The 20,102-nt window shown below is 53.4% G+C and carries 21 protein-coding genes, 1 tRNA gene and 1 pseudogene; 16 read left to right on the forward strand and 7 right to left on the reverse strand.

All coding sequences use genetic code 11. The features are described 5' to 3' along the window. Positions 1–170 precede the first annotated feature (170 nt). The 14 genes and pseudogenes from DAI21_RS07900 to DAI21_RS07970 all read left to right on the forward strand — a co-directional run bounded on the left by DAI21_RS07900 (position 171) and on the right by DAI21_RS07970 (position 11,803). Complete coding sequence (locus DAI21_RS07900; RefSeq protein ID WP_107702805.1) at positions 171–812, forward strand: phage baseplate assembly protein V; 642 nt, start codon at positions 171–173, stop codon at positions 810–812. Further along, positions 809–1,159: a GPW/gp25 family protein gene (locus tag DAI21_RS07905; protein WP_107702806.1), complete on the forward strand. Its 351-nt coding sequence runs from the start codon at positions 809–811 to the stop codon at positions 1,157–1,159. Before DAI21_RS07900 ends, DAI21_RS07905 begins: the two co-directional genes overlap by 4 nt. Positions 1,160–1,164: 5 nt before the next feature. Continuing rightward, positions 1,165–2,072 (forward strand): annotated as a pseudogene (locus DAI21_RS07910) (baseplate assembly protein). Beyond that, positions 2,065–2,595 (forward strand): phage tail protein I, encoded by a 531-nt coding sequence (locus DAI21_RS07915; protein ID WP_107702808.1) that lies wholly within the window; start codon positions 2,065–2,067, stop codon positions 2,593–2,595. Before DAI21_RS07910 ends, DAI21_RS07915 begins: the two are co-directional and overlap by 8 nt. Positions 2,596–2,606: 11 nt before the next feature. Further along, positions 2,607–4,685, forward strand: coding sequence for a phage tail protein (locus tag DAI21_RS23190; RefSeq protein WP_234419519.1), 2,079 nt, complete (start codon positions 2,607–2,609; stop codon positions 4,683–4,685). A 1-nt stretch (position 4,686) separates the two neighbouring features. Continuing rightward, complete coding sequence (locus DAI21_RS07930; protein ID WP_107702809.1) at positions 4,687–5,106, forward strand: tail fiber assembly protein; 420 nt, start codon at positions 4,687–4,689, stop codon at positions 5,104–5,106. Positions 5,107–5,224: 118 nt separating this feature from the next. Then, a complete protein-coding gene (locus tag DAI21_RS07935; protein ID WP_107702810.1) occupies positions 5,225–6,418 on the forward strand; it encodes a phage tail sheath protein in 1,194 nt (397 codons plus the stop codon). Positions 6,419–6,430: 12 nt separating this feature from the next. After that, complete coding sequence (locus DAI21_RS07940; RefSeq protein WP_102104807.1) at positions 6,431–6,949, forward strand: phage major tail tube protein; 519 nt, start codon at positions 6,431–6,433, stop codon at positions 6,947–6,949. A 57-nt stretch (positions 6,950–7,006) separates the two neighbouring features. Beyond that, positions 7,007–7,300 (forward strand): phage tail assembly protein, encoded by a 294-nt coding sequence (locus tag DAI21_RS07945; protein WP_107702811.1) that lies wholly within the window; start codon positions 7,007–7,009, stop codon positions 7,298–7,300. A 32-nt stretch (positions 7,301–7,332) separates the two neighbouring features. Beyond that, positions 7,333–7,455 (forward strand): GpE family phage tail protein, encoded by a 123-nt coding sequence (locus DAI21_RS07950; RefSeq protein ID WP_102104805.1) that lies wholly within the window; start codon positions 7,333–7,335, stop codon positions 7,453–7,455. Beyond that, complete coding sequence (locus DAI21_RS07955) at positions 7,445–9,892, forward strand: phage tail tape measure protein (protein ID WP_107702812.1); 2,448 nt, start codon at positions 7,445–7,447, stop codon at positions 9,890–9,892. Before DAI21_RS07950 ends, DAI21_RS07955 begins: the two co-directional genes overlap by 11 nt. A 13-nt stretch (positions 9,893–9,905) precedes the next feature. After that, positions 9,906–10,370 carry a phage tail protein gene (locus tag DAI21_RS07960; RefSeq protein WP_107702813.1) on the forward strand — a complete coding sequence of 155 codons (465 nt, stop codon included), beginning with the start codon at positions 9,906–9,908 and terminating at the stop codon, positions 10,368–10,370. Beyond that, complete coding sequence (locus DAI21_RS07965) at positions 10,367–11,536, forward strand: phage late control D family protein (protein WP_107702814.1); 1,170 nt, start codon at positions 10,367–10,369, stop codon at positions 11,534–11,536. Before DAI21_RS07960 ends, DAI21_RS07965 begins: the two co-directional genes overlap by 4 nt. Before the next feature lie 66 nt (positions 11,537–11,602). Continuing rightward, on the forward strand, positions 11,603–11,803 hold the full coding sequence (locus DAI21_RS07970; protein WP_107702815.1) for an ogr/Delta-like zinc finger family protein: 201 nt from the start codon (positions 11,603–11,605) through the stop codon (positions 11,801–11,803). Between the two features lie 164 nt (positions 11,804–11,967). Here the strand turns inward: DAI21_RS07970 and DAI21_RS07975 are convergent. After that, positions 11,968–12,043 (reverse strand) — tRNA-Ile (locus DAI21_RS07975). 125 nt (positions 12,044–12,168) lie between these two features. Between DAI21_RS07975 and mug the strand changes: the two genes are divergently transcribed. Continuing rightward, complete coding sequence (mug, locus tag DAI21_RS07980; RefSeq protein WP_100778871.1) at positions 12,169–12,675, forward strand: G/U mismatch-specific DNA glycosylase; 507 nt, start codon at positions 12,169–12,171, stop codon at positions 12,673–12,675. A gap of 77 nt (positions 12,676–12,752) precedes the next feature. Here mug and rpoD read toward each other — a convergent pair whose 3' ends face one another. The 3 genes from rpoD to rpsU form a co-directional block, all read right to left on the reverse strand. Further along, positions 12,753–14,600, reverse strand: a complete 1,848-nt coding sequence (gene rpoD / locus DAI21_RS07985) for an RNA polymerase sigma factor RpoD (protein WP_100778872.1) — start codon at positions 14,598–14,600, stop codon at positions 12,753–12,755. Positions 14,601–14,806: 206 nt separating this feature from the next. After that, on the reverse strand, positions 14,807–16,552 hold the full coding sequence (gene dnaG, locus DAI21_RS07995; RefSeq protein ID WP_100778873.1) for a DNA primase: 1,746 nt from the start codon (positions 16,550–16,552) through the stop codon (positions 14,807–14,809). 237 nt (positions 16,553–16,789) lie between these two features. Then, the gene (rpsU, locus tag DAI21_RS08000; RefSeq protein ID WP_001144069.1) at positions 16,790–17,005 is read right to left on the reverse strand and encodes a 30S ribosomal protein S21; all 216 of its coding nucleotides are present in this window, start codon (positions 17,003–17,005) and stop codon (positions 16,790–16,792) included. A 227-nt stretch (positions 17,006–17,232) separates the two neighbouring features. On the opposite strand from rpsU, the gene tsaD reads away from it, so the two are divergent. Continuing rightward, positions 17,233–18,246: a tRNA (adenosine(37)-N6)-threonylcarbamoyltransferase complex transferase subunit TsaD gene (tsaD, locus tag DAI21_RS08010; RefSeq protein ID WP_100778874.1), complete on the forward strand. Its 1,014-nt coding sequence runs from the start codon at positions 17,233–17,235 to the stop codon at positions 18,244–18,246. 74 nt (positions 18,247–18,320) lie between these two features. On the opposite strand, the gene ureG is transcribed toward tsaD, so the two are convergent. Genes ureG through ureE form a run of 3 tightly spaced genes read right to left on the reverse strand, consistent with a single transcriptional unit; the run spans position 18,321 to position 20,095 of the window. After that, positions 18,321–18,938 carry an urease accessory protein UreG gene (ureG, locus tag DAI21_RS08015; protein ID WP_102104800.1) on the reverse strand — a complete coding sequence of 206 codons (618 nt, stop codon included), beginning with the start codon at positions 18,936–18,938 and terminating at the stop codon, positions 18,321–18,323. 9 nt (positions 18,939–18,947) lie between these two features. After that, on the reverse strand, positions 18,948–19,622 hold the full coding sequence (locus DAI21_RS08020) for an urease accessory protein UreF (RefSeq protein WP_107702816.1): 675 nt from the start codon (positions 19,620–19,622) through the stop codon (positions 18,948–18,950). Between the two features lie 14 nt (positions 19,623–19,636). Continuing rightward, a complete protein-coding gene (ureE, locus tag DAI21_RS08025; RefSeq protein WP_102104798.1) occupies positions 19,637–20,095 on the reverse strand; it encodes an urease accessory protein UreE in 459 nt (152 codons plus the stop codon). Positions 20,096–20,102: the final 7 nt, after the last annotated feature.

Raw genomic sequence — 20,102 nt, forward strand, 5'->3', positions numbered from 1 at the left:
CCTGGATTTATATTTAGAGGATTGTCTATTCTCGGCGATAGCGTGTTTAGCGCTCAGGGTGTTGTTTTACGCATGTAAATTATCATGCCCTGCGGCCGCAAATTGTTGTTTCATCCAGCAGAAAACTTAGCCTCATTGCTGCTGCTCTGAACCCTCGGCATTCTCTCCTCATGAATACGCTAACTTCAATCCACGGTATCGCTCGTGCAATCCGTAATCTTATCCGCATCGGCGTAGTAACAGATGTCTCTCTTCAGGAGGGGCTCTGTCGCGTCCAGACCGGAGGGATGAAAACTACGTGGCTCAATTGGCTGACCTGTCGTGCTGGCCGCGCGCGGGTGTGGTGGGCACCTTCCGTTGGCGAGCAGGTACTGGTTCTTGCCATTGGCGGCGAGCTCGACACCGCCTTTGTGCTACCGGGTATTTTCTCGGATGACCATCCTGCCCCCTCTGCTTCTCCTGATGCATTTCACGTCTCGTTTCCTGATGGGGCAATGATTGAGTACGAACCAGAAAATGGGGCGCTTACTGTCTCCGGGATCACAACCGCCAACATCACGGCTAGCGAGTCCATCACGGCCAGCGTCCCTGTTGTGCTGGTTAAAGCTGAAACCCGCATCACCCTCGATACACCCGAGGTGGTCTGTACCAACAAGCTGATTACCGGCTCACTCGAAGTGCAGAAGGGCGGGACGATGAGAGGAGACATCGAGCACACCGGCGGGAAGTTTACCTCCAACGGCGTGCAGGTGGATGACCATGCACACGGCAATGTGCAGAGCGGCGGGAGCTGGACGAAGGAGACCAAATGACAGTGCGCTATCTTGGAATGAACAGCCAGACCGGACTCAGTATTTCTGAGGCCGACCATATCAGGCAAAGCGTGCGCGACATTCTGGTCACGCCGGTTGGCTCACGCGTCATGCGACGTGAGTACGGATCCTTGTTGTCAGCATTGATTGACCAGCCGCAGACCCCGGCGTTGCGCCTGCAGATTATGGCTGCGTGCTACTCCGCGATTCAGAAGTGGGAGCCTCGTGTGAGTCTCTCGACCATCATCTTTGAACACCCTAACGATGACGGAGCGCTGTTTGTCGATATTACTGGCGCACGCTCGACTTCAGGCCAGCCTTTTTCCCTTACCATTCCACTGAGTTAAACGTTATGGCTATTGTAGATCTAAGCCAGCTCGCCGCCCCGATGTCGTGGAAGAGCTGAATTATGAAATCCTTCTTGCAGAACGAAAGGCGACCCTCATCTCCCTGTATCCCGAAGATCAGCAGGAGGCTATTGCACGTACTCTGACGCTTGAATCTGAGCCCATTGTGAAGCTGTTGCAGGAAAATGCTTACCGGGAAGTCATCTGGCGTCAGCATGTTAATGAAGCGGCGCGTGCGGTCATGTTGGCCTACGCCGCCGGGAATGATCTCGATAATATTGGTGCAAATTATAACGTCACACGTCTTGTGATCACCCCAGGGGATGAGTCCTCGCTACCGCCCACGCCTGCGGTGATGGAAGCTGATACCGATTATCGCCTGCGTATCCAGCAAGCCTTTGAAGGAATGAGTGTGGCTGGCTCAACCGGCGCATATCAGTTTCATGGCCGCAGTGCTGACGGCAGGGTTGCGGATATTTCTGTAATTAGCCCCGAGCCTGCGAACGTGACCATTTCGGTATTGTCTCGCGAAAATAATGGCGTGGCCTCAGAAGAACTGCTCGCCGTCATCCGAAATGCTCTCAATGATGAGGACGTAAGGCCGGTCGCCGATCGCGTCACCGTGCAATCGGCAAATATTATTGACTATAAAGTCGACGCCTCACTATTTCTTTATCCAGGCCCTGAAAGCGAGCCGGTGCTCAGTGCAGCAAAGGCGAAGCTTAAGAGTTATATCAGCGCCCAGCACCGTCTCGGGCGTGATATCCGTAAATCGGCTATTTATGCCGCCCTTCACGTTGAGGGGGTGCAGCGTGTTGAGCTGGCCGCACCGTTGGCTGACATCGTGCTCGATAGTACACAGGCTTCCTGGTGTAGTGAATATAGCGTAACCATCGGGGGCAATGATGAGTGACGCCCGCCTGTTGCCGGTCGGCTCCTCGCCGCTTGAGGTGGCGGCGGCGCGAGCCTGTGCCGATATCGAAAATACGCCGATCCCCCTGCGCCGTCTCTGGAGTCCCGATACCTGCCCGGCAAATCTGCTGCCTTGGCTTGCCTGGGCGTTTTCGGTCGACCGTTGGGATGAGAGCTGGCCGGAAGAGACCAAACGCGAGGTGATCCGCGCGGCGTGGTATATCCATGCGCACAAAGGGACGATTGGTGCGGTGCGCCGGGTGGTCGAGCCGCTCGGGTATCTGATTAACGTGACGGAGTGGTGGGAAACCAACGACCCGCCCGGCACATTCCGCCTCGATATCGGTGTGTTAGAGACCGGCATCTCCGAGGAAATGTATTACGAAATGGAAAGGCTGATTGCCGATGCAAAACCAGCCAGCCGTCATCTTATTGGTCTGAATATTATTCAGGATATTCCGGGGCATCTGTATTACGGCGCCCTGAACTATGACGGCGATATCACCACGGTTTACCCCGGATAAGTGAGAGCACAATGACAGTAAAATATAAAACCGTTATCACCAAAGCCGGTGCTGAAAAGCTGGCGGCGGCGAGCGTCCCGAACGGGAAGAAAGTCAATTTTGTGGCGATGGCCGTCGGGGATGGTGGCGGCACGCTACCCGAGCCAAACGCCAGCCAGACAAAACTGGTCAATGAGGTCTGGCGTCATGCGCTGAATAAAATCAGCCAGGATAAAAAGCACAAAAACTATGTCGTCGCGGAGCTGGTGATTCCACCTGAGACCGGCGGTTTTTGGCTGCGTGAAATGGGGCTTTACGATGACACCGGCACGCTGATTGCGGTCGGTAATATGGCAGAAAGCTACAAGCCCGAGCTGGCGGAAGGGTCAGGGCGCGCGCAGACGCTGCGCATGGTAATCATGGTGAGCGATATCGAGACGGTCGAGCTGTCCATCGATACTACGCTTGTGATGGCAACGCAGGAGTATGTCGACGACAAACTTGCGGAGCATGAGCAGTCACGTCGCCATCCCGACGCCACGCTGAAAGAAAAGGGTTTCACGCAGTTAAGCAGTGCGACCGACAGCGCGTCTGAGATACTTGCAGCCACACCGAAAGCGGTTAAAGCGGTCTATGACTTCGCCAGTGCGAAGTATACGGCTCAGGACGCGACCACGGCGCAGAAGGGGATTGTGCAGCTCAGTAGCGCTACTGACAGTGTGTCTGAGTCGCTCGCCGCGACACCGAAAGCGGTGAAAACCGTCAATGATGACCTGGCCGGTGTTAAAAGGAGTCTGGGAACGGCGGCAAAAGCTGATGTTGTCACCTCAATGATAGACACGACTGCCGGGAGAGTACCGGTGGCTGGCTGGATGGGGTTAGGTGGGGTAGCACCCCGAACGCCAGCTGTAGCGAGTAACAGTTATGACAATATCCCGACGGATTTGCCTTCCGGTTTCTGGACGCACGCTGTAGCGGGTGGTCCATATGCATATACCTATACTCTTAATCAGGACGGTGGAGGAATCAAACAAAGCCGTCATCTGATTATCCCAGCTGATCAAAATGGAAAAATTGCGTTTCGTTGGGATGGTGCATCGAGCGTGGGTAGCAAGGATTATCAGTATTTCTACACAGATAAAAATAGGCCAGCTGCAGCGGATGTTGATGCGGTTTCAGCCTCTCAAGGCGGTACATTTCAGAAATGGATTGCTGTTAAAGGTAACGGTGCAACTGTTTCTTTATGGTCACAGGCAGCAGGCCAGTCGAGCTATCTTTTAGGCAAGGATTACAACGGCGATAACCTATTTTATGTCGGACGTGGAAGCGCAAATTATCACGTATCGCTCTACAACTATAAAGGCGGTAGCGGGATTGTCTTAGGTGAGGATGGGTCAATTGCCATAACCCCAGCAGCTGGAAAGCCAGTATCTGTAAACAGTGGTCCCTTCAGAGCTAATGTTGAAGTGCAAAGTACAAGCTCAAATAGTTTCCGTTCAGTGTACGGGAATTATGGAGCGTTTTGGCGTAATGATGGTACCAACCATTATCTAATGTTCACGAATTCTGGCGACCAATATGGCGGTTATAACAGCCTGCGCCCTATCCAGGTATCTTTGGCAACTGGTCGGGTATCAATGGGGCATGGATTGAATGTCGTTGGTCAGACCGTGCCATCAGATTACAGCAACTTCGATGCTCGCTACTACACAAAAGCACAATCAGATGCGGGATATATGCCGCGTACGGGGGCGTATACCAAAGCCGAAAGCGACGGACGTTTTCAGCCCAAAGGCTCGTTTGCTGCACCAAACTCGGCATCAAAGGCGGCGAATGGATGGTGGCAATGCGGAAGCACCGGCATTATTGAGCAGTGGGTGCAGGGGGCGACAATGACCAGCGAGACGACGCAGGCGATCACATTCCCTAAAGCGTTTCCGTCAGCCTGCTTATCAGTTTCGGTCAGTACATTAAACGCCAACGGTAGTAGCAATACGGAAGGGATGTTCCAACTGATCTCAAAAACAAATACGGGCTGTGTTGTCATGGCAAACAGGGCTTACGGCAGCATCGGGCAAGTCGCTGTAATTATTCAGGCTAAAGGGTACTGATATGAATAGTATTTATTATAGTGCTGAACTGTCTGGCTTTTACTTTGAGTCCGACAGAGGGCTTTATGAAGCGGTAGGAAGCTGGCCTGGTGATGCGTCAATCATCTCTCAAAGCTGGTATCAGCATTTAATCGAAGGGCAGACCAAAGGTAATTCAATTGTGCCGAACGAAGAGGGTATGCCAGTACTTAAAGCTATTGAGCCTGACTACCCTGCAATGGCGGAGTCGCAAAAGCAAATGCTCATCAGTGATGCGATGCAGTCAGTGAGTGTGATTCAACTCAAACTGCAGGCAGGTCGGACACTAACTGAACTCGAAGCAGCAAAACTGTTCGCTGTTCTGGATTACATCGATGAGGTTGAAAAAATCGATACTGTATCAGTGACACGCCCGGTTGACTGGCCGCAACTCCCAGAATAAATAAAGCCCTCCTCCGGAGGGCTTATTGTTGTGTAATCCCCGCTCCAACCCCTTCCCGTCGCGCTTGCAAGGTATGACGTTGACAATAGTCTCACCACTAAACCACGGAGTTAAATGGATGAGCGACTATCATCACGGCGTGCAGGTCATCGAGATTAATGACGGCGTGCGCACCATTTCCACTGTCTCAACAGCCATCATCGGCATGGTCTGTACCGCCAGCGATGCTGACGAGACGGTTTTCCCTCTTAATGAACCTGTGCTGATTACTAATGTGCAAAGCGCTATTAGTAAAGCCGGCAAACAGGGAACACTATCATCTTCACTACAGGCGATCGCTGACCAGTGCAAACCGGTCATTGTGGTTGTACGTGTGGCCGAAGGTGTCGAAGACCCTGAGGCCCCCGACGCGGCTCAGAAACAAACGATTTCCAACATTATTGGCACCACGGACGAAAACGGCAAATACACCGGCCTGAAAGCGCTGTTGACGGCGCAGACTGTCACCGGCGTTAAGCCGCGCATTCTCGGCGTGCCGGGGCTGGATTCGCAGGAAGTAGCGACTGCGCTTGCCGCTACCTGTCAGAGCCTGCGCGCCTTTGGCTATGTCAGTGCGTGGGACTGTAAAACCATTTCCGAGGCCATCGACTATCGCAAGAATTTCAGCCAGCGTGAGCTGATGGTGATCTTCCCCGATTTTCTGGCGTGGGACACTACGACAAACGCAACAGATACCGCATGGGCGACGGCGCGCGCGCTGGGCCTGCGTGCCAAAATCGACCAGACAACCGGCTGGCATAAAACCCTGTCAAACGTCGGCGTGAATGGCGTCACCGGTGTTAGCGCCTCAGTCTCCTGGGATTTGCAGGAACCGGCGACCGACGCCAACCTGCTTAATCAGGCTGGTGTGACCACGCTGATCCGCAATGATGGTTTCAAATTCTGGGGTAACCGCACCTGCGCGGATGATCCTCTTTTCCTGTTTGAAAACTACACCCGTACCGCGCAGGTACTGGCCGACACCATGGCGGAAGCACATGCGTGGGCGATGGATAAACCGATTACCCCGACCCTTATTCGCGACATCGTGGCGGGCATTAATGCCAAGTTCCGTGAGCTGAAAAGTAATGGTTATATCGTCGATGGCTCCTGCTGGTACGACCCTGAGTCCAACGATGTTGCGACGCTTAAAGCGGGCAAACTGTATATCGATTACGACTATACCCCCGTCCCACCGCTGGAAAACCTGACCCTGCGCCAGCGCATCACTGATACCTATCTGGCTAATCTGTCAGATTCGGTCAACGGCTAAGGAGCTAACAGCATGGCGTTACCACGTAAATTAAAATATTTGAACATGTTTAACGATGGCCTGAGCTACATGGGCGTCGTTGAATCCGTCACTTTGCCGAAGCTGACCCGCAAGCTGGAGAAATACCGCGGCGGCGGGATGCCGGGTTCGGTATCCATTGATATGGGCCTTGATGATGATGCGCTATCCCTTGAATGGACGCTCGGTGGTCTGCCGGATGTCGCACTATGGGCGCAGTATGCATCCCCTGGTGCAGACAGCGTACCGCTGCGTTTTACTGGCTCCTATCAGCGCGATGACACCGGTGCAATTTCCGCCGTCGAGGTGGTGATGCGAGGTCGTCATAAAGAGTACGACTGCGGTGAGAACAAGCAGGGCGAAAGCGGTACAACGAAAATGACAACTGATTGTGCTTATTACCAGCTGACAATTGACGGAAAAGAAGTCATTGAAATTGACATCGTCAACATGGTGCTGAAGGTCGACGGTGTAGACCGTCTGGCCGAACACCGTAAGGCTATTGGCCTGTAATGTTGTTGACCGGCCGCTCAGGCAGGCCGGTCTCTTCTATTTTTGAGGGAGTGACAAATGGAAAATATTATTGATACCGGAAATTCAAACGTTGTGACCTTCGACAATCCGCTGATGCGCGGTGAGCAAAAAATTGAGCAGGTTACTGTATCCAGGCCCAACGCGGGGACACTCCGCGGAGTGTCATTGGCTGCACTGGCAAACTGTGATGTTGACGCCTTAATTAAGGTTTTACCTCGAATGACCTACCCGGCGCTGAACGAACATGAGATTGCTCAACTGGATGCCGCAGATCTCATTGCACTTGCCGGTAAGGTGGTTGGTTTTTTATCACCTGCTTCGGCTCGCTGAATTTCCCCGACCAATTGTCGGTAGATGACCTGATGGCGGATATTGCTGTGATTTTTCACTGGCCGCCATCCGAGCTGTATCCTCTGGACGTGGCCGAACTCATAACCTGGCGCGACAAGGCGCTACAGCGAAGCGGAAACCACTATGAGCAATAACGTGAAACTTGAGGCGCTGCTTAATGCCGTTGGACGCGCAAACCGACCGCTCAATGCTATCCGGACTGCCAGCAAATCCCTTGCGGGTGACATCCGTGATTCTGAGCAATCTCTGCGCGATCTCAACGTGCAGGCAGCCCGTATTGATGGGTTCAGGAAAGCCAGCGCTCAGCTTTCTCTAACCGGGCGGTCTCTTGCAAAAGCGAAGCAGGAGGCGGCAGCACTGGCCATTCAGTTTAAGAATATCGAAGCACCCACGCTGGCACAGTCGCAGGCGCTGGATGTTGCAAAAAAATCTGCAGCTGAGCTGCAGAGTAAATACAACGGTATGCGCCAGTCCTTACAGCGCCAGCGTTCCGAGCTTTCTCAGTCGGGCATTAACACGCGTACACTCTCTGCTGATGCACAGCGTGTGAAAGTCACGATTAGACAGACCACGCAACAGCTAAATATGCAGCGTGACGCTCTTTCCCGCGTCAATCAGCAGCAGGAAAGAGTCGATGCAATAAAGCGCCGCTACGAGTCCGGTAAAACGCTTGCCTTCGGCATACGTGATGCGGGGGCGGCGGGAATAAATACGGCGAGTGCTGGATTCCATGGTTTGTCTCAATTTTTTGCGCCGGGCGTCGCTTTCACCAAACAGATGTCGGATACGCAGTCGACTCTCGGTATTGATAAGAATGATGAAAGGATGGCTGCTCTTCGCCAGCAGGCTAAAGATATTGGTTCTAAAGGATATCTCTCTCAAGTCGACGTAGCTCAAACACAGGGTGTGCTCGCAAGCTCAGGTTACAATGCGAATGACGTTCTCATGGCAACCGACTCGACAGTGACAATGAGGCAAGCTAATGGTCTTGCAGCCAGCGATGCTGTTGGCGCACTTTCTACGGTGCAATCGGCGTTTAAGTTGCCGATAACAGAGATCGAACGCATTTCTGATGTCTTGACACAAAGCCTCCACTCATCGAGCACGAGTCTTGATGATTTGGTTGCGGCGATGAAAAACGTTGCACCAGGTGCGGAAATGGCTGGTGAAAGTCTTGAAGACACAACGGCGATGCTCGGCATCCTGGCAGACCACAATATTAAAGGTGCCAGCGCCGGGAGTAATATCAACACTATTTTGAGCCGTCTGGATGCGATGACAGGCCAGGCGCCTGTTGCCCTCAATTCCCTGGGGGTTAGCACACACGACGGTAACGGAAATAAGCTTCCGGTCGAGAAGGTATTTAAAGATATTTATCACGCCTTTGAGACAAACAAACTTGATATGGCGCAGCAGGCCGAATACCTGAAAAGCCTGTTCGGTGAAGAGGCTGTAAAGGGGGCAGGAGCACTGGTTTCCGCTGCCGGTGATGGAACTCTTGACAACAAACGTCAGCAAATGCTCGCTGCCAAAGGGAGTACTTCACGCATCGCCAGTATCAAGTCCGATAATCTCGATGGAGATTTAGTAAAACTACGGTCGACCCTGGATGGTCTGAAAATTGATGTTTTTGCGCAAGAAGAGTCTGCCCTAAGGCGTCTGACGGCTTCTGCAAACACCTGGGTTGGCATGGCCGCAAGCTGGGTTCAGACAAATCCCGAACTGACCCAAACCCTATTGAACGTTGCCACGAGTACGCTGGCGCTGGTCGGCGTGCTGGGAGGTGTCGGGCAAATCGTATGGCCTTTGATTGCCGGGGTGAATGTCATTATTGCTGCAGCAAGCATGCTGGGGACAATATTTACTCTAACCGGCGGCGCTATCGCCTCAGCTCTTGGGGCCATCACGTGGCCAGTTATAGCTGTTGTGGCGACGATTGTCGGTGGAGCCCTGCTGATCCGTAAATATTGGGAACCACTCAGTGCATTCTTTGGCGGCGTTATTGAGGGACTTGGTACCGCTTTTGCTCCGCTGGCAGAAATTTTTTCCCCGCTTGCGCCGGCATTTGATTTTCTCGTTGAGAAGCTCGGCAGCATCTGGCAGTGGTTCACTGATCTGCTTGAACCCGTTAAGGCGACACAAGAAACGCTCGAACGCTGTAAGAATGTGGGGGTAATGTTTGGCCAGGCACTGGCCAATGCGCTCATGGCGCCACTTAATATCTTTAACAGTCTGAGCAGTAAAGCAAGCTGGTTATTGGACAAACTCGGCATTATCAAAAAAGAGTCCGGTCAACTTGAAGATACCGAGACTAAGGTGAAAACCACGGCCGTGACGCCTGACGGAACCTATATTCCGCCGACATCCACATTAAGCGGCTATCCGCTTTATCAGCCGCTATCTGCCCCCGCTGGGCGATCTTTTATCGACAACAGTAAGCGAGAGTACAGCATCACTTTGCAAGGTGATGTTCTGCCGAACAGTGATTTAGACCGTCGGCTCAGAGAAGCCGTTGATAACCTCGCTCGTCAAGAGCGTTCATATCAGCGCTCAAGCTTTTCGCATGACTGAGGAGATTTAGACAGTGTTAATGGTATTGGGTTTATTTGTGTTTGAGCGCCGAACGCTACCGTATCAGTCGATGCAATATACAAAAGATTATCGATGGGCATCAAATAACCGCATCGGCAAGTCACCTGCGTATCAATTTCTTGGTGAGGGAGAAACCACACGCACACTCTCCGGTACGCTCTACCCAGAAATTACTGGCGGTAACTTATCGCTTTTGGCGATCGAATTGATGGCCAACGAGGGACGTGCATGGCCACTGATCGACGGTAGTGGAATGATTCACGGCATGTATGTGGTTGAAAAGGTAACACATACTCACACGGATCTTTACAGTGATGGGTCTGCCAGAAAAATCGAGTTTAACCTGACTTTAAAGAGAGTCGATGAATCCCTGGTTGTTATGTATGGCGATTTAAAAGCACAAGCCGAAACCCTGGTGTCATCAGTGGGTAGCTGGGCGGGAGGACTGGTGGGATGATAACGGGAATGACTCTCCAGGCAGGTGCATGCATTGCTCCCGATTTTATGCTCGCTTTCGGTAAGGATGATATTACTGAGGTTTTCAGAGAGCGGCTCATCAGTCTGACAATGACTGATAATAATGGATTTGAAGCTGACCAGCTTGATATAGAGCTTGATGATTCTGACGGGTTGGTTGAGTTACCACCGCGCGGTGCTTCTTTGAGTTTGTGGTTAGGCTGGCAGGGATCGGCATTGCTGGGAAAGGGGAGTTTTATCGTAGACGAAATCGCGTATCGAGGTGCTCCAGACGTTCTCACCATTCGTGCACGCAGTGCTGATTTTCGAGGATCGCTCAACTCGCGTCGCGAGCAGTCCTGGCATGATACAACGCTTGGGACAATTGTCGACACCATTGCTCAGCGGAATAAGCTCATAGCCAGGATAGCCGAGAGTTTGGTACCTGTTGAGGTGCCCCATATCGATCAGACGCAGGAGTCTGATGCTGTATTCTTGTCGCGGCTGGCCGAGCGAAATGGTGCGGTTGTCTCCGTAAAGGCCGGAAAACTCCTTTTCCTGAAAAAGGGGAGTGCGACGAATGCAAGTAATAAACCCTTCCCGCAAAGGGTCATAGAACGTGGCGATGGAGACAGCCATCAATTTACTATTGCCGATCGGGGGGCGTATAGCGGTGTTACAGCCAAATGGCTGCAAACCAAAGACCCGAGTCAGCAAAACCAAAACGTTAATCTCAAACGTGTGTCGAAAGAGCAGGATCTACATTCCTGGCAACATCCGGATGCCACTATGACACCGTCAGCGAGCAAGCCGAGCGGGAATCAGGGCGCACGAAACGGTGAATACATGGCTGGAGAACCGGAAAATGTTCTGGAGTTAACGACCATTTTCGCTAGCAAAGCGCAGGCCATCCGTGCGGCGCAGGCCAAATGGGAAGAGATACAGCGTGGTGCAGCTGAGTTTTCTATCACGCTCGCAATTGGCCGTGCAGATCTGTTTCCTGAAATACCTGTTACAGTCAGAGGATTCAAGAACGTCATAGATAATCAAGCATGGGTAATCAGCCGGGTAGTGCATCGTCTTAATAGCAACGGTTTCACTTCGACGCTTGAGCTGCAAGTGAAATCCTCAGATATTGAATATGTCACAGAAGAAGGGAAGGGATAAAATAATACCCATTTAGTGATTTATTGGGTATTATAAGTTCACTTTTAGTGAATTGCGGAGCCAGTTATGTTTCATTGTCCTGAGTGTAAGCAAGCGGCACATGCCCGTACGAGTCGATACCTTAGCGAGAATACCAAAGAACGTTATCATCAGTGCACAAACATCAATTGCAGTTGCACTTTCGTGACGATGGAATCGGTAGAGCGATTTATTGTTACCACTGGTGGAGTTACCCCTAAAGTGTCGCGATCCACACTTAAAGGCTAGTGCCTGTTACCCCCCTTTAAACTAACCCGCCGCGAGCGGGTTTTTTATACCTTAAAGAAAATGGCGGTAAGAAGTCTACCGCCATTTCATCGCCATCAAAAGCTCAGGCAACAAAAAAGCCACTCGCGAGAGTGGCTTAATTATATGATTATAAAGCTAAAATTTGGTGGCCCCTGCTGGACTTGAACCAGCGACCAAGCGATTATGAGTCGCCTGCTCTAACCACTGAGCTAAGGGGCCGTGGCGGTGAATTATAAAGTAACTCCCTGCTGCAATCCAGCCATTCCCTCCTGCCTGCTGTTTTTATAAACAACGCATTATCAATCCTTTATACTAACTACAAGATACATTCATCGGGGAGTGAGATGATCAACGATATTCTGGCACCGGGGCTGCGGGTGGTGTTCTGCGGGATCAACCCAGGCAAGTCTTCCGCCCATACAGGTTTTCACTTTGCCCATCCGGGAAATCGTTTCTGGAAGGTCATTCATCAGGCAGGATTCACCGATCGGCTGCTGAAGCCTGAAGAGGAGCAGCATCTGCTGGATACCCGCTGCGGGATTACCATGCTGGTGGAGCGCCCGACAGTCCAGGCTACAGAGGTGAATCTGCATGAGCTGCGTAGCGGCGGGCGGGAACTGGTGAAGAAAATAGAAGATTACCAGCCTTCGGCGCTGGCGATCCTTGGCAAGCAGGCGTACGAGCAGGCCTTTAGCCAGCGCGGTGCGCAGTGGGGCAAGCAGAGAATCACCATTGGCATGACGCAGGTGTGGGTGCTGCCAAATCCGAGTGGGCTGAACAGGGCGACGCTCGACAAGCTGGTCGAAGCCTATCGTGAACTCGATGAGGCGTTGATGGTGCGAGGGCGGTAGGGGGTTGTGGTTCTACTCTGCTGAAAAAAGATGAAAAAAAAGCTCCCGGTTGGGAGCTTTTTACTTTTCAGGGCCGATTAATCGTCGAGGAAGCTACGCAGAACTTCAGAACGGCTCGGGTGGCGCAGTTTGCGCAGGGCCTTCGCTTCGATCTGACGAATACGTTCGCGGGTAACGTCGAACTGTTTACCCACTTCTTCCAGCGTGTGGTCGGTATTCATATCGATACCGAAACGCATACGCAGGACTTTCGCTTCACGCGCGGTGAGGCCCGCCAGAACGTCGTGAGTGGCAGCACGCAGGCTCTCGGTAGTCGCAGAGTCCAGCGGCAGCTCGAGGGTGGTATCCTCGATGAAATCACCCAGATGCGAATCTTCATCGTCGCCGATTGGCGTTTCCATGGAGATAGGCTCTTTGGCAATTTTCAGCACTTTACGGATCTTGTCTTCAGGCATCAGCATGCGCTCAGCCAGCTCTTCTGGCGTCGGCTCGCGGCCCATCTCTTGCAGCATCTGACGGGAGATACGGTTGAGTTTGTTGATCGTCTCAATCATATGCACCGGGATACGGATGGTGCGCGCCTGATCCGCGATAGAGCGGGTGATCGCCTGACGGATCCACCAGGTTGCGTAGGTGGAGAACTTGTAACCGCGACGATATTCAAACTTATCAACCGCTTTCATCAGACCGATGTTACCTTCCTGGATCAGATCCAGGAACTGCAGACCACGGTTGGTGTATTTCTTCGCGATAGAAATAACCAGACGTAAGTTAGCTTCAACCATCTCTTTCTTCGCACGACGGGCTTTCGCTTCGCCGATGGACATGCGACGGTTGATATCTTTAACCTGCTCGATAGTCAGGCCGGTCTCTTCTTCGATTTGACGCAGTTTCTGCAGGCCGCGCTGAACATCATCAGCCACGTCGTGCAGTTTTTCAGACCAGGGTTTGTTCATCGCGATAGCCGCGTTGAACCAGGTTTCGCTGGTTTCGTTGCCGGTGAACAGGGTGATGAAGTTCTTTTTCGGCATTTTGCACTGTTCAACGCACAGCTTCATGATAATACGTTCTTGAGTACGAACGCGGTCCATCATGACGCGCATGCTGTTCACCAGGTAGTCGAACTGTTTCGGCACCAGGCGGAACTGTTTGAAAACTTCAGACAGTTTCTGAATCTCGGCCTGAGCGGCGGCATGGCTGCGGCCTTTGGCTTTGATGGTGTCGCGAGCCAGTTCGTACTGGGTGCGCAGTTCGCCAAATTTCTCGCGCGCCAGCTCAGGATCGATGCTGTTGTCGTCATCGCTGCTGTCATCGTCGCCGTCTTCTTCCTCTTCGTCTTCGTCATCATCCATCTCTTCCTGAGACAGTTCAGAACCGACGTGGGTCGCGGTTGGCGCCAGATCTTCTTCAGCATTCGGATCGACAAAACCGGTGATCAGGTCAGAAAGACGCGCTTCTTCGGCTTCGACGCGATCGTACTGCTCAAGCAGATAGGTGATCGCTTCAGGGTATTCGGCAACGGAGCACTGAACCTGGTTGATCCCATCTTCGATGCGTTTCGCGATGTCGATTTCGCCTTCGCGGGTCAACAGTTCAACGGTGCCCATTTCGCGCATGTACATGCGCACCGGGTCAGTGGTACGCCCGATTTCAGACTCAACGCTGGACAACACCTGTGCAGCGGCTTCTTCTGCATCTTCGTCGGTGTTGTTGGAGTTTTCAGCCAGCAACAGATCATCGGCATCCGGTGCTTCTTCCATCACCTGAATGCCCATGTCGTTGATCATTTGGATGATGTCTTCGATTTGATCTGAATCGACGATATCTTCCGGCAGATGGTCATTGACCTCGGCATAGGTCAGATAGCCTTGCTCCTTACCACGTTGGACAAGAAGTTTCAGCTGTGACTGCGGGTTTTGCTCCATAAGACGGTATCCACACTTAATTCGTTTAATTGGTGTCGGCGGTGTCGCTGCCAACCTTTGAAGCGAGGGCGTACTTATATTTTTGCCGCTGCCTCTCAGTGCGGCTGCCGGGGGCTTCCCGATCGATATTCGGCACTTAAGCCGTTAAATGCTGCATCCTTCACGTTGTCTCTGCTTTGATACAACGTGAACGGTTTTTGTTCAGTTTATTTCTTCGCCAGTTCCTGATTTAACATCCAGAGTTCCCGGCGCTCTTCGCTGCTTAAGCCATGTGTACGCTCGCGAGCAATCAGCTCTTCCTGGCGCAGTTCAAGCATCGAATCAAACATATGGTTGAGTGAGTCGGTGAACGTTTTTTCTGCAATGTCCTTATCAGCTATATCGTCCCACATCGACAGTTTTTCAAGGGTGGCGGCCTCTTTTGTGCCGCGATAGTGCTCTAACAGTTGGCCGGTAGTCAGACCTGGTTGCGACAGACACGTGTTGACCAGTTCTGAAAATAAGCCAAGTCCTGGCAGCTTTTCATGGTTCAACCCCGCGAGCGGCGGCACTTGCGGCGCCAGCTCAGGGTTTTGCACCAGTAACCCTATCAGTATACGCATGGTTGTGCGTTTTAGCTGTGGCGCGGGACGAACCGCACCGCTTTCAGCCAGTTTAGGCATTAAACGTTCAAGCTGACTGTCATCCAGAATGCCGAGCTTGTTGCCGAGCTCCTGGCGCAGGTAAATGCGCAGCGTTTCGCCCGGAACCTGAGAAATCAGCGGCAGTGCCAGCGTGCTTAGCTGGGCGCGTCCGTCTGGTGTGCTCAAATCGACCTGCGGCATCAGGCTGTTAAACAGAAACGTGGAGAGTGGCTGAGCCTGCTCCATCCGCGCTTCAAACGCCGCTTTGCCCTCTTTACGCACCAGCGTATCCGGGTCTTCACCGTCGGGCAGGAACATAAAGCGCAGCTGGCGCCCGTCGGTCATATAAGGTAGTGCAGTTTCCAGCGCACGCCAGGCGGCATCGCGTCCGGCACGGTCACCGTCATAACAACAGATGACGTTATTCGTCGCCCGGAACAGGAGCTGAATGTGGTCGGCGGTGGTGGACGTTCCCAACGACGCAACCGCGTAGTTGATGTCGTACTGCGCCAGCGCGACCACGTCCATATAGCCTTCGACCACCAGTAAACGCCGGGGTTCAGCGTTATCCTGCTGGGCTTCATAAAGGCCATACAGCTGGCGACCTTTGTGGAAAATATCGGTTTCCGGGGAGTTCAGGTATTTCGGCATGCCGTCACCCAGCACGCGTCCACCAAAACCAATTACCCGGCCTCGTTTGTCGCGAATAGGGAACATCACCCGCTCGCGGAAACGGTCATAGCTTCGTCCCTGATCGTTTGTCACCAGCATGCCGGCATCGATCAGAGATTTACGATCTTCGCTATTGCCACCAAAACGCTTTAATACGTTGTCCCAGCCGGGCGGGGCGTAACCAATAGCGAAACGCGCAATCACATCGTCGCTCAATCCGCGCTGTGTCAGATACTGACGCGCAGGTTCAGCTGCATGTTGCTTAAGAGACTGTTGGTAAAACGAATTCAGACCGTCCATCAGCTGGTAAAGCGTTTGTCGTTGATGGCGTTCTATCTGACTCGGACCGCTGCCTGCTTCGTAAGGCACTTCAAGGTTGTGCATCGCCGCCAGTTCTTCGACGGTTTCCACGAACTCGAGCTTGTCGTAGTTCATCAGGAAATCGACAGCATTCCCGTGGGCGCCACAGCCAAAGCAGTGGTAAAACTGTTTTTCACCGTTTACGGTGAAAGAGGGGGTTTTTTCGTTATGGAACGGACAGCACGCATGGTAGTTCTTGCCCTGCTTTTTGAGCTTTACCCGCGCGTCGATAAGATCGACGATGTCGGTTCTGGCCAGCAGGTCATTGATAAATACGCGTGGAATTCGTCCAGCCATAGGCCCCGTAAAATTACACCTTATCCCTCAAGCTGCTTCTGCGTTGGCTGCGCTCGTTAACCCTGTCACTTACTGATGTAAGCGCTGAGGATTCACTACCTTGCCGCCGTGATGCGTCTTGAATGATTTTGTGTATTTGCTAACGCATAAACGAAAATAAGCCGCGCATTCCTTCCGGAAGCACGGCCTTACGACTATAACTCAGTCTGACCATTGAGGGCGTGTGCCCTCAACAGATTAGTACAGACGAGTACGGCGTGCGTTTTCGCGAGCCAGTTTCTTCGCGTGACGTTTCACAGCAGAAGCTTTAGCGCGTTTACGTTCGGTAGTCGGTTTTTCATAGAACTCACGACGACGAACTTCCGCCAGAACACCTGCTTTCTCGCATGAACGCTTGAAGCGACGCAGTGCTACGTCGAACGGCTCGTTTTCACGTACTTTAATTACCGGCATGTAACTCTCACCTTTGATAAATTCGGTTTGCCGCTGGCATCGGCGCCAGCTTATTTCAAAATGGTGCGGAATTTTACTGCAACTCATGCTGCTTTGTAAAGCACCAATGCCGTTTTTGAACGGGACTTTTGTAAGGGGTAAGAGTATACACGAACTCACCCCTCAGGGTATACATCGACCCGCATTCGCCCTACACTGCGCGGTACAGAAAAGAGGTAAATTAAGCCATGCGTGTACTGGGTATTGAAACATCCTGCGATGAAACCGGCATCGCCATTTACGACGACGAAAAAGGTCTGTTAGCCAACCAACTGTATAGTCAGGTGAAATTACACGCTGATTACGGCGGCGTGGTGCCGGAGCTGGCGTCGCGCGACCACGTGCGTAAAACAGTTCCCCTGATTCAGGCGGCGCTGAAAGAGTCCGGTTTGACCCCAAAAGATATCGATGCGGTTGCCTATACTGCAGGCCCGGGTCTGGTCGGTGCGCTGCTGGTTGGTGCCACCGTAGGGCGTTCGCTGGCGTTTGCGTGGGATGTTCCGGCGATTGCGGTTCACCACATGGAAGGGCACCTTCTGGCACCGATGCTGGAAGAGAATCCGCCTGAGTTTCCGTTTGTGGCGCTGCTGGTTTCCGGCGGTCATACCCAGTTGATCAGCGTGACCGGTATTGGCGAGTACGAACTGCTGGGCGAGTCCATTGATGACGCCGCCGGTGAAGCTTTCGATAAAACCGCCAAACTGCTGGGCCTGGATTATCCGGGTGGTCCCATGTTGTCGAAACTGGCGTCTCAGGGCGTTGAAAAACGTTTTGTTTTCCCGCGTCCAATGACCGACCGCCCAGGGCTGGACTTCAGCTTCTCAGGCCTGAAAACGTTTGCGGCGAATACCATTCGCAACAATGAAAATGACGATCAGACTCGCGCTGACATCGCTCGCGCCTTCGAGGATGCGGTGGTGGATACCCTGATGATCAAGTGCAAACGCGCGCTGGATCAGACCGGCTTTAAGCGGCTGGTGATGGCGGGGGGCGTGAGCGCTAACCGTACGCTGCGCGCGAAGCTGGCGGAGATGATGCAAAAACGTCGCGGCGAAGTGTTTTACGCACGTCCGGAATTTTGCACCGACAACGGCGCGATGATCGCATATGCGGGCATGGTGCGTGCGAAAGCAGGCGCGACGGCGGATTTGAGCGTCTCTGTGCGCCCACGCTGGCCGCTGGCTGAGCTGCCTGCTGCGTAAGTGTCTTTCTTGCCCGGTGGCGCAACGCTCACCGGGCCTACAAATGTGCGGCCTGCAATGCCGGCGAATCCCGCTTAAACCTTCAGCATCCCTTTCACTTCCAAAAAATCTATAATCTTCGCTAATCCGTCGCCTGCTTTCAGGTTGGTAAAGGTCCACGGACGTTCACCGCGCATCCGGTTTGTGTCGCGCTCCATCACCTCAAGAGACGCCCCGACGTACGGCGCCAGATCCGTTTTATTGATCACCAGGAAATCCGATTTAGTGATCCCCGGCCCCCCTTTGCGCGGAATCTTTTCCCCCTCGGCAACGTCAATCACATAGATCGTCAGATCCGCCAGTTCTGGGCTAAACGTGGCGCTCAGGTTATCGCCGCCGCTTTCAACAAAAATCAGATCCAGATTGCCAAACTTCTCGCTCAAGGCCTCAACGGCGGCGAGATTCATGGAGGCATCCTCGCGGATCGCGGTATGCGGGCAGCCGCCAGTCTCCACGCCGACAATGCGATCCGGCTCCAGCGCCCCGGCTTCCGTCAGGATGCGCTGATCCTCTTTGGTGTAGATATCGTTAGTCACAACGGCGAGCTGGTAGGTGTCGCGCATCGCTTTGCACAGGGATTCCAGCAGAGCGGTTTTACCCGACCCGACCGGGCCACCCACGCCCACGCGCAGGGGATGTTTGTATTCAGCCATAAAAAATCCTCAGGATCGGAATAACCGTGAATATTGTGTTTCGTGACGCGCAGAGGCGATGGCCGAGAGCGGCGTCGCCGCCCCCAGCTCGTCATCGCTGCGCTCCCACGCCTGACCGAGCTTTGCAGCAAAATGGTCGCTCAATTCGATAATCAACTGCTGCGCGGCCTGCTGTCCGAACGGCACCAGTTTTACGCCCGCCATGACGGCGCTCTCCATCCAGCTGTAGCCAAGGCTCAACGCTAACGCCTGGACGTCAATGTCCCAGCGCACACCGAGCCACGCCATGCCGCACAGCTGGCTGCTGGAAAACAGCGGTAACCACTCGGGCGGGCAATCCGGCTCCCAGCTCTTAATCAGCCGGGTAAAGGCCGCGCCGCGATTGCGCTCTTCCTCACGCAGCTCACGCGTTTCGCGACAGGCGAGCAGATACGCCGTCCAGCGTTTTGCGGCGGCAATGTCGTGCTGCTCACAGGCGCGGTACAGACGGATAAACAGGGGCAAATCGACGCACAAAAAACTCCGCTCCATCTGCTGAATTTGCCACTGCCTGAACTCAGCCGCGGTGGAAATCCAGCCCGCTTCCACCGCCCACTCCAGACCCTGGGACCAGGTGAAAGAGCCGACCGGCAGACTGCTGCTGGAGAGCTGCATCAGGCGTAACTGCTGGCGGTTGTGCTCCATTCCTTCAGGGCACCTTAATGGGAATGCGCATGCGCATGACCGTGGGTTTCGCTGGCATAGGCCCCGGCTTCCGGTTCAAACGGCAGATGAGCAAAGGTCACGTCCAGATCAAACTGGCGCAACATGTCATCGAGCACGTGATCGTGGTGGTAGCGCAGCTCGCCGGGCATGATTTGCAGCGGAACGTGGCGGTTGCCGAGGTGATAACAGGCGCGCGCGAGCAGATAGGGATCGGCGCAGCGCACTACCGACACCGACTCCGGCGCGGCAATCACTTCGATCACTTCCAGACCGTCCTCGGTGGTGAGCAGATCGCCGCCTCGCAGCAGCAGCCCGCGCGGCAGCATCAGCCCCGCTTCGCGCCCGTCGTTCAGCTCCACGCGGGCACGGCTTTTCACCCGCACATCAATCGGCAGCGTGACGCTTGCGGTGACCGGGTGCGGGTGATCAAGGCGTTGGGTTAAGTAGATCATCATCTCT

Origin of the sequence: Lelliottia sp. WB101 (genome assembly GCF_003051885.1) — a bacterium.
Taxonomy (GTDB): domain Bacteria; phylum Pseudomonadota; class Gammaproteobacteria; order Enterobacterales; family Enterobacteriaceae; genus Enterobacter; species Enterobacter nimipressuralis.